Annotated in this window: 21 protein-coding genes; 15 read left to right on the forward strand and 6 right to left on the reverse strand. The window is 42.5% G+C overall.

What is annotated here, in order from left to right:
* Positions 1 to 542: 542 nt before the first annotated feature.
* The 12 genes from OPS28_RS12795 to OPS28_RS12850 all read left to right on the forward strand — a co-directional run bounded on the left by OPS28_RS12795 (position 543) and on the right by OPS28_RS12850 (position 12,714).
* The gene (locus tag OPS28_RS12795) at positions 543 to 1,082 is read left to right on the forward strand and encodes a PH domain-containing protein (protein ID WP_265609856.1); all 540 of its coding nucleotides are present in this window, start codon (positions 543 to 545) and stop codon (positions 1,080 to 1,082) included.
* Positions 1,079 to 2,662 carry a PH domain-containing protein gene (locus OPS28_RS12800; protein WP_265609857.1) on the forward strand — a complete coding sequence of 528 codons (1,584 nt, stop codon included), beginning with the start codon at positions 1,079 to 1,081 and terminating at the stop codon, positions 2,660 to 2,662. Before OPS28_RS12795 ends, OPS28_RS12800 begins: the two co-directional genes overlap by 4 nt.
* Before the next feature lie 696 nt (positions 2,663 to 3,358).
* Positions 3,359 to 4,324 (forward strand): tRNA dihydrouridine(20/20a) synthase DusA, encoded by a 966-nt coding sequence (gene dusA / locus OPS28_RS12805; protein WP_442863997.1) that lies wholly within the window; start codon positions 3,359 to 3,361, stop codon positions 4,322 to 4,324.
* Between the two features lie 195 nt (positions 4,325 to 4,519).
* Positions 4,520 to 4,798 (forward strand): hypothetical protein, encoded by a 279-nt coding sequence (locus OPS28_RS12810; protein WP_265609859.1) that lies wholly within the window; start codon positions 4,520 to 4,522, stop codon positions 4,796 to 4,798.
* A 375-nt stretch (positions 4,799 to 5,173) separates the two neighbouring features.
* Positions 5,174 to 5,848, forward strand: a complete 675-nt coding sequence (pspA, locus tag OPS28_RS12815) for a phage shock protein PspA (RefSeq protein WP_265609860.1) — start codon at positions 5,174 to 5,176, stop codon at positions 5,846 to 5,848.
* 59 nt (positions 5,849 to 5,907) lie between these two features.
* Positions 5,908 to 6,114, forward strand: coding sequence for a PspC domain-containing protein (locus OPS28_RS12820; protein WP_265609861.1), 207 nt, complete (start codon positions 5,908 to 5,910; stop codon positions 6,112 to 6,114).
* Positions 6,111 to 6,443, forward strand: a complete 333-nt coding sequence (locus OPS28_RS12825) for a hypothetical protein (protein WP_265609862.1) — start codon at positions 6,111 to 6,113, stop codon at positions 6,441 to 6,443. The genes OPS28_RS12820 and OPS28_RS12825 overlap by 4 nt, the downstream gene beginning before the upstream one ends.
* A 146-nt stretch (positions 6,444 to 6,589) precedes the next feature.
* On the forward strand, positions 6,590 to 7,579 hold the full coding sequence (locus OPS28_RS12830; RefSeq protein ID WP_265609863.1) for a DUF2333 family protein: 990 nt from the start codon (positions 6,590 to 6,592) through the stop codon (positions 7,577 to 7,579).
* Between the two features lie 4 nt (positions 7,580 to 7,583).
* Entirely contained in the window at positions 7,584 to 8,336 is a 753-nt protein-coding gene (locus tag OPS28_RS12835) for a TIGR04219 family outer membrane beta-barrel protein (RefSeq protein ID WP_265609864.1), read from the forward strand.
* Between the two features lie 109 nt (positions 8,337 to 8,445).
* Complete coding sequence (locus tag OPS28_RS12840; RefSeq protein WP_265609865.1) at positions 8,446 to 10,260, forward strand: assimilatory sulfite reductase (NADPH) flavoprotein subunit; 1,815 nt, start codon at positions 8,446 to 8,448, stop codon at positions 10,258 to 10,260.
* Positions 10,260 to 11,975, forward strand: a complete 1,716-nt coding sequence (gene cysI, locus OPS28_RS12845; protein WP_265609866.1) for an assimilatory sulfite reductase (NADPH) hemoprotein subunit — start codon at positions 10,260 to 10,262, stop codon at positions 11,973 to 11,975. The genes OPS28_RS12840 and cysI overlap by 1 nt, the downstream gene beginning before the upstream one ends.
* Positions 11,968 to 12,714 carry a phosphoadenylyl-sulfate reductase gene (locus tag OPS28_RS12850; RefSeq protein ID WP_265609867.1) on the forward strand — a complete coding sequence of 249 codons (747 nt, stop codon included), beginning with the start codon at positions 11,968 to 11,970 and terminating at the stop codon, positions 12,712 to 12,714. Before cysI ends, OPS28_RS12850 begins: the two co-directional genes overlap by 8 nt.
* A 107-nt stretch (positions 12,715 to 12,821) precedes the next feature.
* On the opposite strand, the gene OPS28_RS12855 is transcribed toward OPS28_RS12850, so the two are convergent.
* The gene (locus OPS28_RS12855) at positions 12,822 to 13,718 is read right to left on the reverse strand and encodes a TIGR03899 family protein (RefSeq protein WP_265609868.1); all 897 of its coding nucleotides are present in this window, start codon (positions 13,716 to 13,718) and stop codon (positions 12,822 to 12,824) included.
* A gap of 147 nt (positions 13,719 to 13,865) precedes the next feature.
* Here OPS28_RS12855 and OPS28_RS12860 point away from each other — a divergent pair, with 147 nt between their 5' ends.
* A complete protein-coding gene (locus OPS28_RS12860; protein WP_265609869.1) occupies positions 13,866 to 16,097 on the forward strand; it encodes a bifunctional diguanylate cyclase/phosphodiesterase in 2,232 nt (743 codons plus the stop codon).
* Between the two features lie 231 nt (positions 16,098 to 16,328).
* Here the strand turns inward: OPS28_RS12860 and OPS28_RS12865 are convergent, their stop codons facing one another.
* The 3 genes from OPS28_RS12865 to OPS28_RS12875 form a co-directional block, all read right to left on the reverse strand.
* Positions 16,329 to 16,925, reverse strand: coding sequence for a uracil-DNA glycosylase family protein (locus OPS28_RS12865; RefSeq protein ID WP_265609870.1), 597 nt, complete (start codon positions 16,923 to 16,925; stop codon positions 16,329 to 16,331).
* A gap of 415 nt (positions 16,926 to 17,340) precedes the next feature.
* Positions 17,341 to 18,771 (reverse strand): Si-specific NAD(P)(+) transhydrogenase, encoded by a 1,431-nt coding sequence (sthA, locus tag OPS28_RS12870; protein WP_265609871.1) that lies wholly within the window; start codon positions 18,769 to 18,771, stop codon positions 17,341 to 17,343.
* A gap of 199 nt (positions 18,772 to 18,970) precedes the next feature.
* A complete protein-coding gene (locus OPS28_RS12875) occupies positions 18,971 to 20,098 on the reverse strand; it encodes an acyl-CoA desaturase (RefSeq protein WP_265609872.1) in 1,128 nt (375 codons plus the stop codon).
* A 178-nt stretch (positions 20,099 to 20,276) separates the two neighbouring features.
* Between OPS28_RS12875 and fabR the strand changes: the two genes are divergently transcribed.
* Entirely contained in the window at positions 20,277 to 20,873 is a 597-nt protein-coding gene (gene fabR, locus OPS28_RS12880) for an HTH-type transcriptional repressor FabR (RefSeq protein WP_265609873.1), read from the forward strand.
* Here fabR and trmA read toward each other — a convergent pair.
* Positions 20,870 to 21,973, reverse strand: coding sequence for a tRNA (uridine(54)-C5)-methyltransferase TrmA (gene trmA, locus OPS28_RS12885; RefSeq protein ID WP_265609874.1), 1,104 nt, complete (start codon positions 21,971 to 21,973; stop codon positions 20,870 to 20,872). The two genes, fabR and trmA, sit on opposite strands and share 4 nt — an antisense overlap.
* A gap of 148 nt (positions 21,974 to 22,121) precedes the next feature.
* Here trmA and OPS28_RS12890 point away from each other — a divergent pair, with 148 nt between their 5' ends.
* Positions 22,122 to 23,420 carry a DUF5610 domain-containing protein gene (locus tag OPS28_RS12890; RefSeq protein ID WP_265609875.1) on the forward strand — a complete coding sequence of 433 codons (1,299 nt, stop codon included), beginning with the start codon at positions 22,122 to 22,124 and terminating at the stop codon, positions 23,418 to 23,420.
* A 51-nt stretch (positions 23,421 to 23,471) separates the two neighbouring features.
* Here OPS28_RS12890 and OPS28_RS12895 read toward each other — a convergent pair whose 3' ends face one another.
* Entirely contained in the window at positions 23,472 to 23,930 is a 459-nt protein-coding gene (locus OPS28_RS12895; protein ID WP_265609876.1) for an RNA recognition motif domain-containing protein, read from the reverse strand.
* Positions 23,931 to 24,299 lie beyond the last annotated feature (369 nt).

A 24,299-nucleotide genomic window follows, 5' to 3' on the forward strand; every position in this document is an offset into this window, starting at 1 on the left:
ACTACCTTGATTCATAAGTGATTTTGAGCTCTTCTGCGTCCTCAAGGAGGTCGTGACTTTCGTCACGATGACGGTAGTAAGGCTGCAAGCGTAAAGGTTATCATCATCTTTCGCGTCATCCCGATGACAATCGGGACCTCCCTGGCTGTTGCAACGAATGAAAAACTACCTTGATTCATAAGTGATTTTGAGCTCTTCTGCGTCCTCAAGGAGGTCGTGACTTTCGTCACGATGACGGTAGTGACTTTCGTCACGATGACGGTAGTAAGGCTGCAAGCGTAAAGGTTATCATCATCTTTCGCGTCATCCCGATGACAATCGGGACCTCCTCACTTATCGATTTGAGTGAGAATAGATCGTATTTTTCATGCCCCATAGCGGGCGCATTTGAAGTGGCTCAGCGAAATCTGAATCAGCCCTAACAGCGGATATAAAAAAACCGCAAGTGTCGGGGGCGGGCGAAACAAAAGTGACTCTTTTGCCTTTTTACTCTATTCTGGATTTTTTATTCGCTGGGAAGTTGGGAAATTGGGAAGTAATAAATGAAAATTGACGATTTCAGTAACGAACCGGTTGTGCTATCTCAGTTACCCGACGCTAGAGAAGTGGAAACGCATCCCCTATCTCCTAGGTACAGGATCGTCAATTTAGCAACCGTGGTGGTAGTATTCTTGCTCATTAGTATTGGTATTAGCATTGTATACTTTCAGCCGTGGTTTCCCCTTCCCGAGCCAGTGCGTGCGGTGTATCCTATTGCTTTGGGTATCGTAGGGTTTATAAGTGGCTGTTCCTTTGTCTATCACTGGTTGGCTGACCCACGTATCCGCTATGCGGTTAGACAACAAGATTTGATTTTACACAAAGGGCTTATTTTTCGAAAAGTAACATGTCAGCCAATTTTGCGGGTGCAGCATATAGAACTTAAACGTGGCCCATTAGATCGTTTTGCTGGCTTAGCAAAAATTCAGGTTTTCTCCGCAGGCGGTAGTGCGCATACCTTCGAAATTCCAGGACTACCTATTGAAAGAGCGGCGCAGTTACGCCAGTTTATTCTGGATCACAAAGAACTTGATGCCCGATGAATCATACGCGAACCGAACAATCATCTAGCACAGTTACACATCAACAAAAGAGTATTGATACTGGGGATAGCTGGCAACGTTTAGCTCCGATATCTATTTTGTATTTTACTGCGAGTAATATTAAACAATTTGCTCAGTTTCTAATTTATGTCATTCCAGCATTAGCTATCAGCTCCAACATATTTGAGATGCATAGATTGTCTTACGCCATTGCGGCGGGTGTCGGACTGATTTCAGTAATGTCGATAAGCGGTCTGATAAGTTATTTCTTCTATTTCTTCCGCATACATAATCGACATGTAGAAGTTAAATGTGGGGTAATAAGTCGCCGCCATATTAATTTACCCTTCTGGCGTATTCAAAATCTTAAGATAGAGCAGCCCTTTTATTATCGACCGCTAAATTTCGCATTAGTTGTGTTTGATACAGCGGGTAGTTCAGAAGAAGAAGCGAAAATAGTGGCCGTGCCACTGATTTATGCACAAACCTTACGAAAACAAGTTTTGGCGGATACTTCTGTTTCGAAGGCCCCTTCTGTTGGCTCACCTGAGCACGCCTCATTTGATCGAGAAGCGGATGAAGTTGTACTCAATCGGCGCAGTATAAAAGATTTAATCATTCACGGGATCACCAATAATCGCGTGTGGATTTTATTAGGTGCCGCCGCACCATTTTATGATCGAGCATCAACCCATGTATACAATTGGCTTGAATCAAAGGGATTAAGCCTTAATCATATCATCGGTGAACAAACGGCCGCGTGGTGGCAATTAGGATTATATACGCTTACCGCTTTGATAATAATCATGGCCTTATTAGCGCTACTTTCTGTTGGAGGCGCGCTTTTATCTTTTTATGGTTATACGCTAAGCCGCGACAAGGACAGGTACATCCGTAGAAGCGGACTATTGAATAAACAAGAAGTCAGTATGAAACGGTCTCGGATTCAGATGATCACGGCTAAGCAGGACTGGCTGGACAAAGCGTTAGGTCGGGTTAATCTGTATTTTGAACAGAATACGTCAGGCACCCCACAACAACCGGAGCTAATGTCGCCTAATAAATTGCTTATTCCCTCGATCACAATTGATGAAGTTCAACCCCTTATAAATGGTGCCATGCCTGGCAGTAAGATTTATAACCCCAATTACAAAAGCGTGAGTAAGCGGTTTTTATCATACTGGCTAGGGATATGGATTTTGCCCCCTGTCTTTTTATTATCCGGCATCGCTGTTTATTTTCAGCAATGGCACGAGCTGGTAGTCATTTTAATAGTGGCAATGGTATTGAACACGCTTATGGTATTGCGTTGGTGGCGCTGGGGATACACTGATGACGAGCGCTATGTATATGTTCGAAGCGGGAGGGTTGGCCTAGATTATCAGTGTTTTGAAAAATATAAAGTCCAACAGGTTACTGTTGTTCAAAGTATATTTATGAAACGCAAATGCGTTGCGACGTTAAAAATATTATTGGCAAGTGGCTCTATAACTATCCCTTTCTTACCGCAAGCTGAGGCATGGAAGCTGGCTAACGCATTAATCTATGCAGCTGAAAGTAGTAGAAAATCGTGGATGTAATGAACCTCAGATTGAAAACTGGTTTGACGCTTCTCTTCTAAAGGGTAACTATTGAGATAATACCTCTTCCGGTGAACTTATGTTTTCATCCAAGTATTTAATAACGTTAGAATAAAGCTTTGCCGCTTAGTCTTCATGATGTTTGAAATCGCCTGCAGGTGCTACGACAACGTACTTGAATCAACTTGAATAAGTGATTCCATCAATATTTTTTTTATCTACTGGCTTTGCAAGATGTCGATTGACACCCGCTTCTACTGCTCGGTTAACTTCTTCAGATAACACTGATGTCGACAACGCTATTATAGGTGTTTTTACGTCTGCGACAAAGGGCAGGCTAACACATCACTGTTTTTGCCAAATATAATACAAGCTTGTCATTCAATACCGTTCTATGCGACGTGTTCTTTCGAGTAGGCTCAGCAAGGTCTCGACAAAATTGGCGATAAAAAAGAAGCAGTTTGATTTTTTCTATTAAGCGTAGAAATGATAAACTGTGTTTTTTTCGAACTTAGCTTTAGGTTATTTTCTCTCACAACAAGTATCGAGAGCGGGGATAGGCTAAAAGTTAAGATTCGAAACGTAGAATGGCGCGATAACACTCCTATCGCATCTAATATTTGAAGTTACACTAATCATAGGTTTAAGTTGAAAAGTCTACCTGATTCTATAGATCGTCGTTTCTCAGTCGCTCCAATGCTGGATTGGACCGATCGCCATTGCCGCTATTTTTTGCGTTTGCTCTCTAAACACACCCTTCTTTATACCGAGATGGTGACGACAGGCGCACTTATTTATGGAAAGGGAGATTATCTTGCGTTTAACGAGGAAGAACATCCGGTAGCATTGCAGCTTGGAGGTTCTAATCCCGCTGACATGGCTCGATGTGCCGTCATGGCGCAAGAACGTGGCTACGATGAAGTTAATATCAATGTAGGCTGCCCCTCAGATCGAGTCAAAAACGGTAGCTTCGGCGCATGTTTGATGGCGAACCCGGAGACTGTTGCAGCGTGTGTTCACGAAATGCGTAAGTCAGTTGATATCCCTGTAACGGTGAAGTGTCGTATAGGTATTGATGATATGGACGAATTTGCAGATTTTGCACGTTTCGTTGATATCGTTGCTGAAGGCGGTTGTGAAGTTTTCATCGTCCATGCCCGAAAAGCGTGGTTACAGGGGCTTAGTCCTAAAGAGAACCGTGAAATTCCACCGTTGAATTACCCCCGCGTTTATCAACTTAAACAATCCCATCCGGGTTTACATATCTCACTGAACGGTGGGGTGAAAACGTTAGAGCAAGCACAGTCTCACCTGGCAGAAATAGATGGCGTGATGATGGGACGAGAGGTTTACGCAAATCCCTATATTTTGTCTAAAGTGGATAAGATAATTTTTGATGATCTCCAATCTGTTCCTACTCGGGAAAATATTGTGCGCGATATGCAAGAATACATCGATCGGCAAGATCAGTGTGGCTTCAAGCCCTGGCACGCGGCGAGACATATGCTGGGACTCTTTCAAGGTCAGGCCGGGGGGAAAATTTGGCGCCGCTACCTCAGTCAAAATGGAACCGGAAAAAATCCCGATCCTGATTTACTTTCAAATGCATTGCAAAAAGTAAAACAAGCTCAACAAGAAGTTTTAGAATTTAACAGTAAGTAGTTTGGTCAAATTAACTAACAGGGTTAGTTAATTTGCTTATTTCTTCGTAAATGTTCAAAGCTAACCCCTGGGGTTTCTATGTGTATCTAAATTTTATATAATAAAATCAATGAGATGGGTTTTTGGCATGGCTTTCGCTATTTTTAGTTACACAAACAATTTTACTCTCGACATACCGTAACGAAGGAAGCCACTATGAAAACCCTCACTATTTTTGTTGCCGCAGCATTAACTTTTGGTAGTGTAACTGTACATGCTCAGGAGTCGGTTGTAGAACGCGCGGTAGGTCAGTTTGTAGAAAAAGCGTTAACAAAAACAAAATCAGAATTGTCAGCAAAGCTTCAACAATCCATCAGTAATACCGCTTTTCATTTCTCTCTAAATAATGAAAATGCGAAAGGGAAAGTAGAAGTGACTGAACTGGTTGCAGTTTCTCCGCTTAAGAAGGAAAAAACTGTTAAACGAACTCAGTAGGCTGAACTATGTTTCAGCCAGCGTTCGTGTTCGCCATGACTATTTTACCTGTGCTCACCTTTATTCTTTGTGCGGTACTTTTTTCGACTGGTGTTCATTGGTTTAAAAAGTAAATATATAGAAAACCAAAAAAAGCGGATAGCCATGTGCATCCGCTTTTTTTTTGCGGAAATGTAATTGCTATGCAAATAGCAAATTAAGTTGGTCAAAACGGTTATTGGAAGTGGCGAATTTGACTAACATACCTACTTCCTACGAACCGCTCTGTGAGCGAAAAAATAAAAATTACTTTAAAATCAGTATGTAACATCTTTGGCATGGCTATTGTAATCTTTTCTATGAAAACACAAAACACATATTCTTGGAGGATTTATCATGGGCATGTTTTCTCGAATGACCGATATTGTACAAGCAAACCTTAATGCAATGCTGGATAAAGCAGAGGACCCCGAAAAAGTGATCCGTCTCATAATTCAGGAAATGGAAGAGACCTTGGTAGAGATTCGTTCTGAAGCCGCCAAGTATATTGCGCAGCAAAAACAGTTTCACCGACAGCAGGACAAATTTCAGCGCGAAGCCGATAGCTGGTTGAAGAAAGCAGAATTGGCTATGAGTAAAGGAAAAGAAGACTTGGCTCGGGCCGCTTTACAAGAAAAGCAAAAATATACCGACCAAGTTAACGCCGTTAATGAGCAACTCAACCAGGTAGGGGAACTGCTAGGTAACTTACAAGAGGATACTGCTCGCTTGCAAAGTAAGCTTACCGAAGCGCGCACTAAGCAAAAAACGTTATTCAGCAGAAAACAATCAGCCACGGTGCGTCTAAAAGCAAAAACGGTGGAACATAGTAACAAGATCGAGAGTGCAATGGCACGTTTTGAACAATACGAGCAACGTATTGATAACCTCGAAGCACAAGTAGAAGCTTATGACCTAACGGCAAAAAGTGAATCGCACGACACGTCCTTAAAAGCACAGTTTCGTGAATTATCGACCAGTGACGATATCGATAAAGAGCTTGCTGATTTAAAGCAGAAATATGCGGCATAAGACAAATTTACCCGCCCGTGAAAACGGGCCTCATTTACCTAAATAGTTGAGGTAACCTCATGAAAACAATTTCAAATTCAAAACGCGTTTATAGACAAATGCATAACGCAGTCATTTCAGGCGTGTGTGCCGGTTTGGCTCGCTATCTGGACGTTGATGCTGTTTGGGTGAGAGCTGCTGCCGTGGCCTCACTATTTTTTATGCCAGGATTGTCGGTCATTGCTTATATCGCAGCTGTTGTTTTATTACCTCGGAGAGAATTATGAAAAACTTCCTTGTTGCAGTGGTTGTCGCGTTAATCCTAGCCTATGGGTTTGGCGATATAATAAGTGAGTGGCGGGGGATGAACATTGTGTTTGGGGATGAGATACTTTCACCGATCGAAAGCGTGTTGGCCATCACCGCAGTAGGCGTCGTATTTGTCATTATTGGCTTTGTAATTGCCGTAAGTTTGATTGGCGCGATAGTGATAGGTCTAGGTGCAGCGGCGATTGCTTTGTTAGCAATGGGAGTAAGCGCGTTTTGGCCCGTTTTATTGCTCGTCGCGCTTATTTATTTTCTGCGTAAAGATAATACAAGTGGTGCATTATCCTGATGCACTCATGTACGCCAGTTCATTAGTCGTTTAGAATTGTAATTATTCGGCGGTGAACGATTTATCTTTCGCCACGTAAAACTGTTCAATAAAGGTTTGTATGCCGCCCACGCAAACTGCTGCTATCAAGGGAAGAAAAATTTGCTATGAGACAGTATTTAACTGCCAAATCTATTGCTATCGCACTTGCTGTTCTATTTATAATCTTTTGGCTTATCGGTTGGTATTGGAGTATACAACCCGATACGTTTGACGTTCGCGCCAATACCCGAGCACAAGCCAGCGAGCTTTCCCATACCCAGGTTGCGGGGTTCACCATGACTACAACAATGATCACCGTTTCTGAAACCTTACTTAAAAAACCTGGCGGCTATTTGTCCAATGATGTTATGCCGCCGGGAGTGTTGCTTGATAATATGCCCGCGTGGGAATTCGGTGTTCTGGAAATGGTACGAGACTTAGCACTCTCCATGCGTAAAGATTTCAGTCGGTCTCAATCACAGTCGCTAGAGAACTCTTTCCTTGTTAAAGCCCAACCCAAATTGAATATTGATAGCCGTGCATGGATGTTTCCATCTGCTGAATCAGAATACGCCGCCGCGATTAACCTAATCAAATCCTATCGTCGTGAGTTAGTAAAAAATGAGTCTGGTAATCATCAATTCTATACGCGCGCTGACAATCTACGTGAATGGCTTAAGCAGGTTGAAAAACGCATGGGAAGCCTTTCGCAGCGATTGAGTGCTAGCGTTGAGACATCACGCTATAACACAGACTTAGCGGGCGATAAAAGGGCGAAGCAATCTACCGCTGTCGGCGACCAGAAAACAAAAACCAGCTGGTGGAAGTTGGACGACAATTTCTACGAAGCACGAGGTGCAACCTGGGCATTACTTCATTTTCTAAAAGCGGTTGAAATCGAATTTGCTGATATTCTTCAAAATAAAAATGCCTTAGTCAGTTTGCGTCAGATTATTCGCGAACTGGAAGCCACACAACAGACAATCTGGAGCCCCATGATACTAAATGGAGGAGGCTTTGGGATGTTAGCAAATCACTCCTTAGTTATGGCAAATTATATTTCAAGAGCTAATGCAGCCCTGATAGAATTATCAGAATTACTCAATCAAGGATAATTTAATGAAAAAAGTGTTACTCACCGCCTCACTTGCCACCCTGTTTTCGATGCCAGTTATGGCAGATACGGTAGCTGGTCTTTACGTGGGCGGACAAGGTTGGAAAACAGATACATCTGGCAGTTTTGCTGATACCAGTTCAATGGCCAATTTTAACTTTGATGATGAAACGAATACTGCGATGTATGTCGCCATCGAACATCCGTTACCTTTTATACCAAATGTTAAAATAAACCATACCACATTGGACAGTGAAGGGGTAACAGCGCTTCAAAACGATTTTACGTATGCTGGCACAACCTTTGCCTCAAATACGACTGTAGCAACCCAATCTGATATTACAGCTACAGATCTTATTCTATACTATGAGCTGTTCGATAATGATTTAGTGAGTTTCGACGTAGGGCTTAATGGTAAGTACGTTGATGGTAAGCTTGCTGTATTAGATGAGGCCAATGCTCTACAAGGTAGCCGCGATTTTAGCGGGATTGTACCTATGGTATATTCTCGTGTTCAGGTGGGCTTACCCTTTACTGGTCTTGCCGCGTATGCTGAAGGTTCGTACTTAAGTATTGATGATCATAAAGTCAGTGACTTCCAGGTGGCAGTAACTTACGCGGTGATCGATAGTTTAGCGGTTGATATGACCGTCCAGCTTGGCTATAGACGTGTGGATGTGGATATTGACGACCTTGATGACGTGTACGCTGACCTAGAATATGACGGTGCATTCGCAGGATTAGAGATTCATTTTTAAGGTAAAAAACTTTTTTAATCACTTTAGGTAATAAAAAAGTTAGATTTATTCTTTTCTCTATTTAGATAAACTCGTTAGCCTTATGCCATTAGTTCAAGGCTTTCGAGTTATGTCAGACAATTCAGTAAATAAGGCAGTACTGCCGTCTCTCTTAAATGAGCAACAATTTAATGCTATAACCCAGGCTATCTCTGGGTTAAATTCTCAGCAATTAACCTGGGTTAGCGGTTATTTAGCGGGTCTGTCCGTTTCAGGTGCGCCTATCGCGGGTACCACAGGCGCGGCTGCATCTTCGTCAACGCCCACACTTACCATCTTATATGGGTCTCAAACTGGTAACGCGAAGGCGTTAGCACAGCAATTTAAAGTGAAAGCAGATGCCGCAGGTTATACTAATAAGTTAGTGAGTATGGCTGACTTTAAGCCTCGTCAAATTAAAAGTGAAACTCATTTAGTGGTATTTGTCAGTACTCATGGTGAAGGGGATGCGCCGGACGACGCGATGGAGCTACATGAATTTTTAGGCGGTAAAAAAGCCCCCAAACTATCCTCATTGAACTATGCCGTCCTTAGTTTAGGCGATAGTAGTTATGAATTTTTCTGTCAAACGGGTAAAGACTTCGATAGCCGACTAGCGGCATTAGGAGCAAACGCAATCTGCGAGCGTGCCGACTGCGATGTTGATTATGAAGAACAAGCATCAACTTGGTCAGATGAGTTGATTGCTTCATTGAAAGAAGCGTTAACAATTGATGGAAATCCATCTACTACAGCAATGCCAGCGGCTTCGTCGACACTCTCAACAGCATCAAATTTTAATAAGAACAATCCGTTTACTGCCAGTTTAATTGAATCTCAAAAAATAACAGGTAGATACTCGGTTAAAGACATACGCCATATCGAAATTAGCCTGGAAGACTCGGGTCTGACTTATCAACCTGGCGATGCATTAGGTGTTTGGTTTACGAATGCACCTGCGCTGGTGGACGAATTTATATCGTTACTATCGTTGAATGGAGACAGCCAGGTTTCTGTTAAAGGTGAGTCGATGACACTGAGAAAGGCGTTGTCTGAAAAGCTTGAACTTACGCTAAGTTATCCCGGTTTTGTTAAAGCTTATCAAGAGCATGTTAATTCCTCTGCGTTACAATCGTTAATGGACGATCCCGCTACATTCAGAACCTATTTATCTGAACGTCAGCTAGTTGACGTTGTACGTGAACATCCTGGAACATTAGAGCCACAACAATTAGTAGATGCTCTACGTCCATTATCCCCCCGCTTGTATTCTATCGCATCCAGTCAGGCCGAAGTGGAAGAAGAAGTGCATTTGACGGTGGCCCATGTGGACTATATGGCCTTCGGTCAGCGTCACCAGGGCGGGGCTTCAGGTTTCTTGAGTGAGCGTCTGGAAGAAGGTCAGGAAGTTAAGGTGTTTGTCGAAAACAATAACCACTTTAAACTACCTGAAAATGATGATACGCCAATCATCATGGTAGGGCCCGGAACCGGCATTGCTCCGTTTCGAGCCTTTATGCAGGAAAGAGATGCGCGCGGTGCATCAGGTAAGAATTGGTTGTTCTTTGGCAATCCGCATTTCACTCAGGACTTTTTGTATCAGGTGGAATGGCAAGGTTACAAAAAGTCGGGCTTACTAACAAATATCACGCTCGCTTTTTCTCGTGACCAGAAAGAAAAAGTTTATGTACAACATCGACTAATGGAGCAAGGAAAAGAAGTATTCCAATGGCTCGAAGCCGGTGCTCATTTTTATGTGTGTGGTGATGCTATGCATATGGCGAAAGATGTTGAAGGTGCTTTACTTCATATTGTCGAAAAGTTCGGTAACAAATCCGAGCAAGAAGCAAAAGAATATGTTCTAGCACTGCGTAAAGCGAAACGATATCAGAAGGATGTCTACTAATGAATAATGAAAAATCTCCACATGTTGTTGAAGGTAAGTTATCTGACAACGAACGTCTAAAACGTGAAAGTCGTCACCTTCGCGGCACTATTGAGCAAGATTTGAAAGACGATCTTACAGGGGGATTCAGCGGAGATAATTTCCAGCTCATTCGTTTTCATGGTATGTACCAACAGGATGACCGGGATATTCGTGCGGAGCGCGCTAAACAAAAACTAGAGCCATTACATAATGTCATGTTGCGAGCTCGTTTGCCCGGGGGAGTAATAACCCCTGAACAGTGGCTGGTTATCGATAAATTTGCTGAAGATCACTCTATTTATGGCAGTATACGGTTAACCACTCGCCAAACGTTTCAGTTTCATGGGGTATTAAAACCCGATATTAAACTGATGCACCAAACGTTAAACAAAACAGGCATCGATTCAATTGCTACCGCCGGTGATGTCAACCGGAATGTTTTATGTACCTCTAATCCGGTTGAGTCTGAAGTACACCAGCAAGCCTTTGAATGGGCTGCGAAAATAAGTGAACATTTGTTACCTAAAACGCGCGCATATGCTGAAATCTGGTTAAATGGCGAAAAGGTCGAGACGACTGAAGAAAAGGAACCCATTTTAGGGGATACTTATCTACCGCGTAAGTTTAAAACAACTGTGGTCATCCCCCCACAAAACGATGTTGACGTACACGCAAACGATCTAAATTTTGTTGCCATTGCTGAGGACGGCAAGCTAATAGGTTTTAATGTACTGGTTGGCGGCGGATTAGCGATGACTCATGGCGATACAACTACGTATCCTCGCAAAGCTGATGATTTCGGATTTATCCCTCTTGAACATACATTGGCCGTAGCTGAAGCAGTGGTATCTACTCAACGAGACTGGGGTAATCGAGTTAACCGTAAGAACGCCAAGACGAAGTACACACTTGAACGAGTTGGCGTTGAAACGTTTAAAGCGGAAGTTGAAAAGCGAGCAGGTATTTCTTTCGCTGACAGTCGGCCTTATGAGTTTACCGGCCGAGGTGATCGCTTTGGGTGGGTTGAAGGCATAGATGGTAAATTTCACTTAACTGTGTTTATCGAAAATGGCCGTATATTGGATTTTCCGAATAAACCTTTAAAAACCGGCTGCGCCGAAATAGCTAAAGTGCATCAAGGGGATTTTCGCTTAACGGCAAACCAAAATCTTATTATTGCCGGTGTACCCGCTGATCAAAAGGATAAAATTGAGGCGCTTGCGGCGCAATATGGCCTTATCCAGCCTGAGACTTCGCTCCAACGCAAAGATTCAATGGCCTGTGTATCTTTACCTACCTGTCCATTGGCGATGGCCGAAGCAGAACGTTATTTACCCGATGCGGTTACCCAGCTGGAAGGTTTGCTGGCAAAACACGATATGGCCAATGACAGTATTATTTTCCGAGTAACGGGCTGTCCAAATGGGTGTGGTCGCGCCATGCTAGCCGAAGTAGGCTTAGTGGGTAAGGGGCCCGGTAAATACAACTTGCATTTAGGCGGCAACAGAGAGGGTACGCGTATTCCGAGAATGTATCGTGAGAATATTAGCGAGCAAGAAATTATGGCTAACCTCGATGAACTTATCGGTCGTTGGGCAAAAGAACGCGAAGCGAGTGAAGCATTCGGTGATTTTGTTATTCGAAAAAATATTATTAAACCCGTAGTTGATTCAGCCAGAGACTTCTATGAGTAATGTTAATTTAGCGACTGCGCTTTCAACCCCTCTGGATATTTCTGCAAAGCAGTTAGCGGAAATAAATCAAGAGTTGGAAGCCTTATCGGCACCACAACGAGTTAAGTGGGGGATAGAAAATCTTCCAGCAAATCATGTGCTGTCTACCAGTTTCGGTGCACAGTCTGCTGTGATGTTACACTTGCTCACGCAGGTAATGCCAGATATACCCGTTGTGTTGACAGATACCGGTTATTTATTTCCTGAAACTTATGCGTTTGCTGATCAACTTACAGAGCGCTTGCAATTAAATCTACAGGTGTATCGCGCCCCTATGACCGCGGCATGGCAAGAGGCCCGTTATGGCAGATTATGGGAACAAGGGGTTGAAGGAATTAAAAAATATAATCAAATGAACAAAGTCGAGCCAATGCAACGTGCACTGGCTGATTTAAATGCTAAGACCTGGTTTGCAGGATTGCGTAGAAGCCAGTCTGACTCACGCGAAAAGTTACCAGTATTGCAAAAGGTGAACGGTCAATTCAAGCTATATCCAGTAATAGATTGGAGCAATAAGGATTTGCATTATTACCTTAAAGAGCATGATTTGCCTTATCACCCATTATGGGAAGAAGGATATGTTTCTATCGGTGACTGGCATACCACTCGCAGTATAGAAGAAGGAATGGAAGAGCAGGATACCCGTTTCTTTGGTTTAAAAAGAGAATGTGGTTTGCATGAGTTTGGTGATGGAATTTAAACAGGCCAGCTATCTCAAAATCCCACAGCAATAATATTTGCGCTGAACTGAGTACGCTTTAATGCGATTAGGAACGAGCAAGCAAAGAAGGGCGTTGGTTAAAAAAGCTATGTTACGGTGAAGTGAGGCTTTAAAAGTTGCTTTATAGCCGATAAATAATGTGATGGCTCTTGTCGGGTAATTAGTGTCGCTAATTCTGCTCCTACCGCAGTAAATTTATAATAAACCAAGGCCACCCCCTTTCGATTGGCAGTAAGAGAAAAACTATGAGTACCGCATCGCCACCTCACTGGCTTTCCAGGAAGTAATTCACCACTTTCAATTTCAGTTGCGTAGACTAATTTCATGTCATCAAGCGCGAGCAGGTCGGGGTAAGACAAACCATAAGTAGACAAATTTAACTGGTGGGGGTGAACCTTTCGTAATAACGTACTTAAACCTCGGCGCTGATGATAACCTACCAAGATCCTCGGAACTGGATCACCACTCCGTATACTTGCTATCGAAACTGCTCGGCTAAATAAACGCGCATCTCTTTGCGTTAACGCTTTTAAAGTCTCCAGACTACGCAACGAGAAGCTGCCCGGCTTTGCCATTTCTGCCGCAAATATTCGTCCCCATAATTCTTGCATAGTCGAAGAATAAATATTTTCCGCGAGATGGGTGAAAGCGAAAAACCAGTCCGGGTCCAGCGTTTCGCTCTCAAATTCAGGCACCGAGGTAGTCAAAGCAACATCAAGTATACTTTGTAAATTTGCGATTTTATTTGAGGCGATGATATCTCGGCGTCGGTCTACTACAATTTTGCGGTTCTTAGCGTCATGCATTGCCATACCAGGCATTATGCCTACTTTTGCAAACATCCCTCGCATTTTATCGCGAACGCCATTCGATGAAGAAACAACTGAATCTTGCTGTTTACTTGCCTTTTCGACGTTTTTGTCTATTTTTTCAGTAGTTACCTGATTTATTGGCGAGGAGTGGGGGCTGCTAATAATCTTCATATTAAGTCATAGAGCTAAGTTAAAAAACGGGAAAGCAACGTGAAAGTAAGGATTAATACTTACACTATCGCATTGGCGTATAAACTTTGCAATTACCTCCCATAAGAGTAGGATGGATGAACAGTGGTAATGAGGGCTTCTGACACGATGTCGCAAACTGATTACGAAAATGACGAGTTGGTTTTCCTAGCTGAGGATAGTCACGATGAACTAGATACCAAAGTCTATAAAGTTTGGAATGTCTTAATTGTTGATGACGACGAAGAAATTCACACTGTAACGCGCTTGGCACTCTCAGATTTAATCGTACACGACAGAAAACTTAATTTCCTACACGCTTATTCGGCCGAACAGGCGAAAGCAACACTCGATGAGTATGGTCGAGAAATCGCCATTATTTTACTTGATGTGGTAATGGAAACAGACGACGCCGGTTTCAACGTGGTAAAGCACTTACGCGAAGAATTGGAGCTATCTGAGCCACGTATTATTTTACGCACTGGGCAGCCAGGTTACGCGCCTGAAGAACATATCATCAAAACGTACGATATAAACGACTATAAAACCAAAACTGAACTCACCCGCGGGAAACTGTTAACGGCAATTATATCGTCCATTCGTTCATACCAGCAAATCCTCACTATTAATCAAAGTCGACTTGGCTTGCAGAAGATCATAGCTTCTGCTGCAAATTTACTTGAAGAGCATTCGGTAAAAGGGTTTTGCGAAGGAGTAGTAACCCAAATCAGCTCTTTAATGGGGTTAGATGCAGAAGGGCTGGTTTGTGCTCGAGCGGGTTCTGTTTTAGACAGGGAAGATGACGGGGTTTATGTACTTGGTGCAGCAGGAGATTTTGCAAACTTTATTAATGAGCCTATTACCGAAATACACGATGAAAACATAGTTGAACACGTAAATCGCTGTCTAAGAGTTAAAAGCCATATTTTTGAACCCTCATGTTCCGTGCTGTATATCAATAGTTCTGGGTTTGAAGCAGCCGTATATGTCAACATGAGTCGCGAACTGAGCAAAATTGATAAGCAATTGCTCGAAGTATTTTTATCCAGTATTTCTGTTGGGTATGAAAATGTGTACCTCTTCCACGAATTACGAAATGCAGCTTTTCGCGACTGGTTAACCCGCCTGCCTAATCGTAACGAATTCATAAATATGCTTGATAAACCCCACCTTTATGAAGCAGATAACGCCTGTGTAGTGTTGGTGGATATCAATCATTTTTCAGATATTAACGATGGGCTAGGTCAAGAGGCGGGTAATGAGTTACTAAAAGCGGTTGCCCAACGCCTATTGAGTGAATTTGACGATAAGGTGAAGAAGAGTCGAATTGGTGGTGACGTTTTCGGCTTGATTGGAGATGAAAGAGAGTTAAGTCCGGGACGCATAAATGATGTGTTTCGCTCCTCTTTTAGGGCGGGTGATCACACTATTCCGATCAATATTACGATTGGTTTGTACAAACTTGGGAAGGAGCGACAAAGCGGTATCGAAGTCCTGAAGCGCATTAATATTGCGTTAAACCGTGCGAAGAAAAATATTGCTGAAAATTTTGAATATTTTGCACCAGAAATTGAAGAAAAAACTACGTGGCAACTGAATATGATCAGACGCTTGCGTAATGACTTTGCCGATCGCAAACTCGAGCTTTGGTTTCAGCCCCAAGTGGATTTAGTCTCTGAAAATGTAGTGGGTATGGAAGGGCTATTGAGATGGCCCGATACGGATGGCAGTTATATCTCACCGGCGGTATTCGTCCCGCTTGCAGAATATTCTGGTCTCATAGTTGATATTGGCGAATGGGTGCTGGAAGAATCATGCAGGCGTATTCAAGATCTTAATGAAGCAGGTTTTGGACACTTACGGGTGGCCGTAAATATATCTATTCTTCAATTCAGGGACAGGCTATTTATAGACAAAGTAAAAGCTGCAATCGAACGGTTCAAGTGTGATCCCAGTAGGTTAGAACTGGAAATTACCGAAAGTGTGGTAATGGATGAACCTCAAATAGTAATAGACGCGCTTCGTTCGTTAAAAGAGTATGGCGTGGCTATAGCTATTGATGACTTCGGCACGGGTTTTTCTTCAATGAGTTATCTACAAAAACTCCCGCTGGACAGGTTAAAAGTAGACCGATCGTTCGTGAATGATATCACCCCAGGTAAGAGTGCGGTTATTGCAGAAACAATCGTTACTTTGGGTAACAAACTAGGGCTACTCACAATCGCGGAAGGGGTAGAGAAAAGAGAGCAGGCAAGTTACATGCTTAAACTCGGCTGTGATGAGGCTCAGGGCTTTTTGTTTGCTCGCCCCATGCCGTTTTCAGAATTGATGCCGTTTCTTAATGAAAGGGCCAGAGAATAGTTTCACCTAAATAATATAGCTTCGCAGCAAAGAACACTGTCTCCACGCGAGAGTCCCGACTTCTAATAGCCCAATTTGAGTACGCTTTGGGTAGACTAAAGCAAACGAAGGTGGAGCACTTAACCGCGAGAAAAACTATGCTAAAGGGCAAAAAAGGAATAAATTTACTCTGCTTTCCATTACTTTATCTCTAAGCTACCTAAACTAATGCAATTCGCTATATAAGCGTCTTCAATCTGAAGGCTTTTTTGTTTCCAGCGCTTCGTCAACTTTCATCTTGAGGCGTGGAAGTATGGTTTCGGTAAACCACGGATTTTTGGTTAGCCATCTATTGTTTCGTCCGGACGGGTGAGGTAATACCATTATGTTACTTTGCGATAGATTGTGCTCAGCGACTGCTTCGGTAAGAGTTTTATAATGAGGTAAGTAATATTGTTGAGCGTATCTTCCTGCCAAAATGATAAGTTCTGGAGCAATCCGTGATATTAATTGTTTGTGCCAAATAGGTGCGCATTCTTTTCTGGGAGGAGCATCAGCGCCGTTTTTATAACCTGGAAAGCAGAATCCCATAGGAATAAGAGCAATGGTGTCGACACTATAAAATACCTCTCTTGGGATCCCCGTCCAAGCGCGTAAGCGATCGCCACTGGCATCATTCCATGGCGTAGCAGAGTCGTGTGCTTTTATCCCTGGAGCTTGTCCGATAATTACTATTTTTGCCGTTTCCGAAGCCGTGAATACCGGCCTCGGGGGTTGAGGGAGTTGCGCCTCGCAGACGGTACAACGCTTGGCGCGTTCTACAAGTTTGTCGAAACTTTCTATTTTCATCGAGATAATTAACTAAATTCCCATAAAACTGAAATTATATTGTGATCATAGAACTTTGACGGATGTTTATACTGCAACTAGGCTATTTAATACTAAATAGTCGTAATCAGAAGATCAAACAATGCCTAGCTGGCTAATAGTAAACTTAATAAGCCTTTACTGTCGTTCAGCTGCTGCCGGTTAAATTAATAATACTTGTTTGATTGCGTAGAAGGACAGTCGCTCGAAATTAACATTAACTGTGTGGCGAATACTATTGGTACTAACGAAGAGTTTGAGACAGCCGAAGTCACTATTTATGAGCGGCGAATGTATCATTTGATCAACATGCTATAGCAGCAATGCAATTTAATCAGTAGCTGCTACAAACCAACGGCTTGGCTAAGCGTGGGGTGTTGCCGGTAAAATCAGATAATTACTCATCAATAAATATTCGGTTTAAACCATTCAACGCAGCCACACGATAAGCTTCGGCCATAGTCGGGTAGTTAAACGTAGTATTGACGAAATAATCCAACGTATTACCCCCGTTTTTCTGTTGCATGATAGCTTGACCGATATGCACAATCTCTGATGCACGCTCCCCAAAACAATGAATGCCTAGAATCTCTCTGGTCTCTCGGTGAAATAGTATTTTTAGACTACCTACTTTGGTTGAGGCAATTTGAGCCCTGGCCAAGTGCTTAAATTGTGCGCGGCCTACTTCGTAAGGTATTTTATGTGCGGTCAGCTCTTGTTCTGTTTTACCCACAGAACTAATTTCAGGAATAGTATAAATGCCTGTGGGAATGTCCTCGACCATACGATCATCCGTAGCGCCATCGAGCATTGCTTCGGCGGCAAATCTTCCCTGGTTATATGCGGCCGAAGCTAGACTGGGGTAACCAATAACATCGCCTACGGCAAAAATATTGTCCACATCGGTTTGATAATTTTTATTAACCTTAATCTGACCACGAGAGTCGGCTTTTAAACCTACACTATCTAAATTTAACATGTCCGTATTGCCAGTGCGTCCATTGGCAAATAGTAGGCAATCGGCACGCATTTTCTTCCCCGATTCTAAACTTAACACCACGCAATCGTCCCGCCCTTCCACGGATTTGTATGTTTCCGTATGGCGAATCACTACACCGTTATTCCACAAGTGATAACTCAATGCATCTGAAATTTCGGCATCTAAAAATGAAAGTAAACGCTCACGCATGTTGACTAGATCTACTTTTACTCCCATCCCACGAAAGATACTGGCGTATTCCGAACCAATAACCCCCGCTCCGTAAATAATGATAGTTTTGGGGTCGTGATCTAACGACAAAATAGTGTCTGAGTTATAAATACGCGGATGACTGAAATCGATATCGTCAGGGCAATAGGGGCGAGAGCCCGTTGCTATGGCAAATTGTTTCGCTGTTAAGGTATCTTCTGAACCATCCTCTCTTAGAATTTTAAGCGTATTCTTATCGATGAAGCTGGCCTCGCCATGATAAAGCTTTACACGGTTACGGTCATAGAAAGATGAACGTAATCGTACTTGATTTTTAATTACGCCACTAGCTTGCCGCATGACTTCTGAAAAGGTCAGATTATGATTGACGTGATTCTCTGAAAACAGCGGAGTGGTATTATATTCTATAAGCCTATTTACCGAGTGTCGTAACGCTTTTGAAGGAATGGTACCCCAGTGAGTACAGCCTCCCCCAACTGATCTATAACGCTCTATGATGGCCACGTTCTTACCCGCTTTTGACAACTGCATGGCTACGCCCTCGCCACCCGGACCCGTACCAATAACTATCGCATCATAGTCATACGTTGGCTTCGCGGTAGTTTTCTTTTTAGTCATAACGTACCCACCCAATTAAAATAGCACCTGTTTTTACGCAGTTTTATACAATAGAGTTCAGAGTAAAGTGTATCAAGTTATTGAGGTAACTCAATTTTTTAGGTGCTTTTGCCGCGAAAATAATAAAGCCCGTTTCCTAATAGTGAAGAGTGAGAAGTGAGAAGTAAGACGAGAGACGGGCTTTATCAATAAATAGAATCTACGCAATACTCAGGGAAAGGTCATGCAGCTGAAGCCACTTCTGCTTTTGAAGTTGCAATGATTGTTTTAACTCTTTGTATTTAAAATCAAGCTCAAGACGCTCAACGCTGCGCTTTAAGCTTTTTTGCTGGATCGCCATCAAACGTTTCTTGGTGGTGTAATACTCGGTCATACGTTCAATGAGTAAATCGTATTCTTCATGTATTTTAGTTAAGATCTCTTCTGCATTGGGGAGATGAGAGAGCTTATCGTTAGCATATTTTAATTTCATTTGCAGCTTGGCTTTTTCAATGCGTTCTTCGGGGCAACGGCGCAAATTTTTAGTTAATCCCACGTAGGATAATCCGCGAATAAGCCATTTCGTAGGATCGTATTGCCACCATTTAATGCCATTTCGGTAATCATACTCGAAAATGTGGTGGAAATTGTGATAACCCTCACCAAAGGTGAATAGCGCAATGATGCCATTGTCTTTAGCTGTATTAGTGTCGGTAAAAGGCTGTTTTCCCCAGAAATGTGCAAGTGAATTAATGAAAAATGTAACATGGTGAACCAGAACTAATCTAAGTACTCCAGCCACTAACATCATCCCTAAAATATCGCCATTCAACCAGCCCAGAAATCCGGTAATGCCGAAATTAGCCATTAGAACGATCGGTAGATAATATTTATGCTGCCACATCACGATAGGATCTCTCTGCAGATCCCGACAATTACTATAATCAGAGTAACGGTTAGTTTGGTATTCACGCAGCATCCAACCGATATGCGCAAACCATAAACCACGCTTGGCAGAGTAGGGGTCATGTTCTGTATCGTCAACATGACGGTGGTGCACACGATGATCGGACGCCCAATGTAAGATACTGTTCTGTAGTGCCATTGCACCACCAATAGCCAATATCACCCTGACGAAAATATTAGCATCGTAGGTCTTATGTGACCAAAGGCGATGATAGCCGGCAGTAATAGACATGCCAGTAAAGAAAAACAGAATTACTGCTGCAACAATCTCAACTGTATCCACTCCATACGCGATAGCCCATAGGGGTACACCAACGAAGGCAATGGTGGCAGTAACAATAAAAACGATAACATTGGTTAGTATTAAAGGTGGTCTTTGCATGGATAAATCTCAGCTTACAACTGTACGCTAATTTAACGGTTTAGCGAGTCCAAGGCAAGGCGAACACATTAATTATTTATTAAAATTAACCAAACAGGTGAAGGAGAGAGATAATACTCTTTCGAATTCATATTTTTACGTTATCATTCGGACTGAGTTGATAAGGGGTTTTCGAAAAGTGAGTCGTCAGGAACAGAAACTTAAAACACGGCAAAATATAATCAATGCAGCGTTCACCTTACTCGATGAAAATCGTAGCTTATCAGCCGTTAGTTTGCGAGAGGTTTCACGGGCGGCCGGTATCGCGCCTACGTCGTTTTATCGCCACTTTAAAGATATAGACGAACTTGGTTTAACACTAGTTGATGAGGCGGGTCTTGCCCTGCGACAGCTCATGCGTCAAGCTCGCCGTCGAATTGCCACGGGTGGTGGGGTAATTGATACGTCGGTCGATACTTTTATGGAATTTATCACCGCAAATACGAATGTATTTCGCCTCTTGTTAAGAGAGCATACTGGGACTTCTGCTGCCTATCGTACGGCTGTTTTACGAGAGATCCAGCATTTTATTGAAGAGTTAACCGACTATATCATCGAGCGACAAAGCGTGGATCACCAATTAGCGAGTTTACAGGCAGAAGCAATGGTTAGACTGGTATTTAGCGCAGGGGCAGAAGCTTTAGAAGCTGATGTCCCCTTACGTAAAGCAATTGGTAGCCGGGTTAAATCTCAGTTGAGGTTTGTTCAACTCGGTGCATCTATTTATAAAGGCTAAGGTTCGGCCCGCCTTTTTAGTTTAACACCCACTTCAATATGGTGGGTAAAAGGAAATTGATCGAACAGTGCACAGGCTTCTATGAAGTGGGTTTGACAAAGCTGCTTTAAATTATTTGCCAATGTTTCAGGGTTACATGAAATATAAACAATCTCGTCGTACGCTTGGATCATTGAAGTCGAAGCGGGATCCAAACCCGCTCGTGGCGGATCAACTAACACGGTGGAAAAATCGTAGGAGCTAAGATCAATTCCCTTTAACCGCTCAAATTCACGCTTACCATTCATAGCTTCAACAAACTCTTCAGCTGAAAGCCTGACGATATCGACATTATCGATATTATTTCGTTCGATGCTATATTGGGCTGCTGAAACCGACGGTTTGGCAATTTCAGTGCCGATTACCTTTCTAAATTTTTGAGCCAAAGGTAAGGAGAAATTACCCGCGCCGCAATACAGCTCGAGTAAATCAGCAGACGTATCCCCGCAAACGGATAGAGCCCATTCGATCATGCTGCAGTTCACTTCTGCATTGGGCTGGGTAAAACTGTTCTCGGTATGCTTGAAAAAAAATGTCTTACCATTTACCGGCAAGGTTTCAACAATAAAATCTTGGTCGATGACTACCTTTTGTTTTCGCGCACGACCGATGAGATTAACATTGAACCGTTTTGAAAGCGTTTGTTTCAGTTCCCGCGCCGCTTCTTCCCATTCATCTTCAAGCTGCTTATGATAAAGCAAGCTGATCACCAGCTCCTCACTTAAACCACAAAGATAATCAACTTGAAATAACTTGCGCCGCAAGACAGGAATATTACGAACTTCATCAATAAGTATCGCCATGACCTTATTGATAGTGCTACATGCTGCCGGTAATTGATCTACGCGGTATTTTTGTTTGGTCTCCTGATCAAACATAATATGGTACAAATCTTCACCTTCATGCCACACTCTGAATTCAGCGCGCATGCGATAATGTTTTGGCGAAGATGCGAAAATGGTCGGATTTGGAGCATCAAAAGGCGACAATAACTTAGTTAAACGGGCGGCTTTTGCTTCTAATTGTTTAGTGTATTCCCTATTTAATTGCTCGTTCGTCATATATTTACCCCATAAACGTCAGGTGACGCATTGTAATCAGTTTCGAACTCACTTCAATCTCCATACGTATTTTCTATTATTATCGTACATAAACTAAACTATTGAGTATCACTGCCGATAATTAGTTGAGGTTAGTGAGGATCAAATTATGAACGTAGGTCAAATGAAAGCTTTTCTTGGAGAGCAATCCCCGGCTGTTAGTCCAGATAAAGCTATCAAAAAACAGTTACAGGAAGAGGGCTTACGCCAGGCCGCTGAATTTCAACAACAGCAGGCAGCGAAAGTTAGCGTAAGTAGTAACCAAACTACTATCGGCATGAAAGTGCTAAGTCAGACACTGGATAATTCTATTATTCTGGATGGAAAGAAAAACCCCGACAAAAGTCATAAAGCTGAAGATGCGGCTGAGAAAAATGCGCAGTCCTCTCTATTTGATTTTGAAAAAATCGCTAAGAATGTAATGAAGTTTGTCGGCAACGTCATTAACGGAGCGGCGAAAAGCGGAGCATCGTCTGAAAAATTAGGCGAACTTATTGGACAGGCGCGTGAAGGTGTAGCCAAAGGCTTCGCTATGGCAGAAAAAGAAATTGGCGGGCTGATGAATGATGAGATTGCTGAAGGTATTGACCGTAGCCGTAGTTTGTTAGCGGATAAACTTGACGAACTGGAAAAGCGTTTGACAGGAACCGAAGCAACGAACACCGCTAATCCTGTACATGGGAGCCAGGCACTTGGGGTAGGAGCCAGCGAATATAAAGAGGGTGCTATCTTAATCCGCACCAAAGATGGCGACGAATTAACCTTAAGCTTCGAAAACCTGCGTGAATTTCAATACAACCAACAGTCAATTATTTCGCTTGGTGACAAGTTTACAGAAGGTGAAGACGCGGGTAATACGAGCTCTCTTTCTCAAATTCAAAGATATTCATTTTATGAAAAGACCGGTATCAGCTTTTCTTTACAAGGCGAGCTAGATGATGAGGAAATGGAGGCAATTGCAGATCTGGTTGGTCAAGCACATGACCTTGCGGATACTTTCTTTTCCGGTGACTTGGACAAAGCGTTTGAACAGGCTTTAAAAGTGGGCTACAACGATGAAGAGTTAGCGGGTTTTGCTATGCAGCTAAATCACACCCAACAAACCGAAGTCGTACAGGCCTATCAGAATGTACGTAATTACAAGGAAGGGGGAGAGGGGTCATTAGGTAATGGTAATGTCATTAACTCCATTGCTAAGTACATGGATAAAATGATGGACTTACTGAATCATGCTGATGAAAAGCTTGAAAGTGGAAATGAATACGGTGCCTTGGTTAATGGATTGATTAGTCAGATGGAAGATGTGCAGGTTCCTGACTTAGTGTCAGCAATCAACCGCTTTAATGAATTTAATAAACGCCTACTGAATGCTATGCCGACGCCTGTTCCAGATGAGGCTAACGCGTAAAATAAAAAAGCCTGGTGATAACCAGGCTTTTTTAATTAATCAAAAATTTGATTATTCTACGGCAATTTTATCTTTTGCTGCCCTGACTTTCAGGGTGCGCTCTAGAAAAACTTTGTCGTTGAGTTTGGTAATTGCGGTGTCAACATCACTCGTTAACACTTCAATAAAACCATATCCTTTACGTTTACCTGTTCTGCGATCCTTCATTAAACGAACAGATTGAACATCAATATAGTTTTTAAAATACTCCTTTACTGCTTCTTCGTTAGCTTTATAAGGAAGATTCCCTACATATAACGTTGCAGTTTCTTTAGATGATGAAACGGAAGAAGATGAACTGGAATTGCTGAATAACGAAGCTAACCATGGCGTGACTATCCCACTAACTAGAAGCGAAACTGCTACAGTTACAGGAAGACTCGCATTGAAGCCTGTAGATGAGAAAACCAGATATCCTGCTATTGCAAAAATGGCGCTGATTAAGGCGCACTGTATAAAGCCTACTTTCATAAACCTTCCTTATTGTGTTTTTAATGTATCTTTGGAGGCTATGAATAGTGTACCCCGTATTTATATTTTCGACAATTCTTATATAAAATCGTCAAAAAAGTGTTATTAGTGATCATGTTTTTAACAAATATAAGGGTTTGAGACAGATATCGCATAAAAAGCTAGAAAAAGATAAAAAAGGTGTTGACGGATAGAATTAGATGCGTAGAATGCGCTCCACGTTTTGAGGGGCCTACAGGCAAATTAAAACGAAGTGAAGACGGTTTAGAAAGTTTGAGAAAATTTGAAAAACATGTTGACACTGAAAACGAAGCGCGTAGAATGCGCATCCCGCTTCGGGGACAACCTGAAGCAACGCAGAGTAGGATG

It is taken from the genome of Alteromonas sp. ASW11-130, from assembly GCF_026183735.1.
GTDB lineage: Bacteria > Pseudomonadota > Gammaproteobacteria > Enterobacterales > Alteromonadaceae > Alteromonas.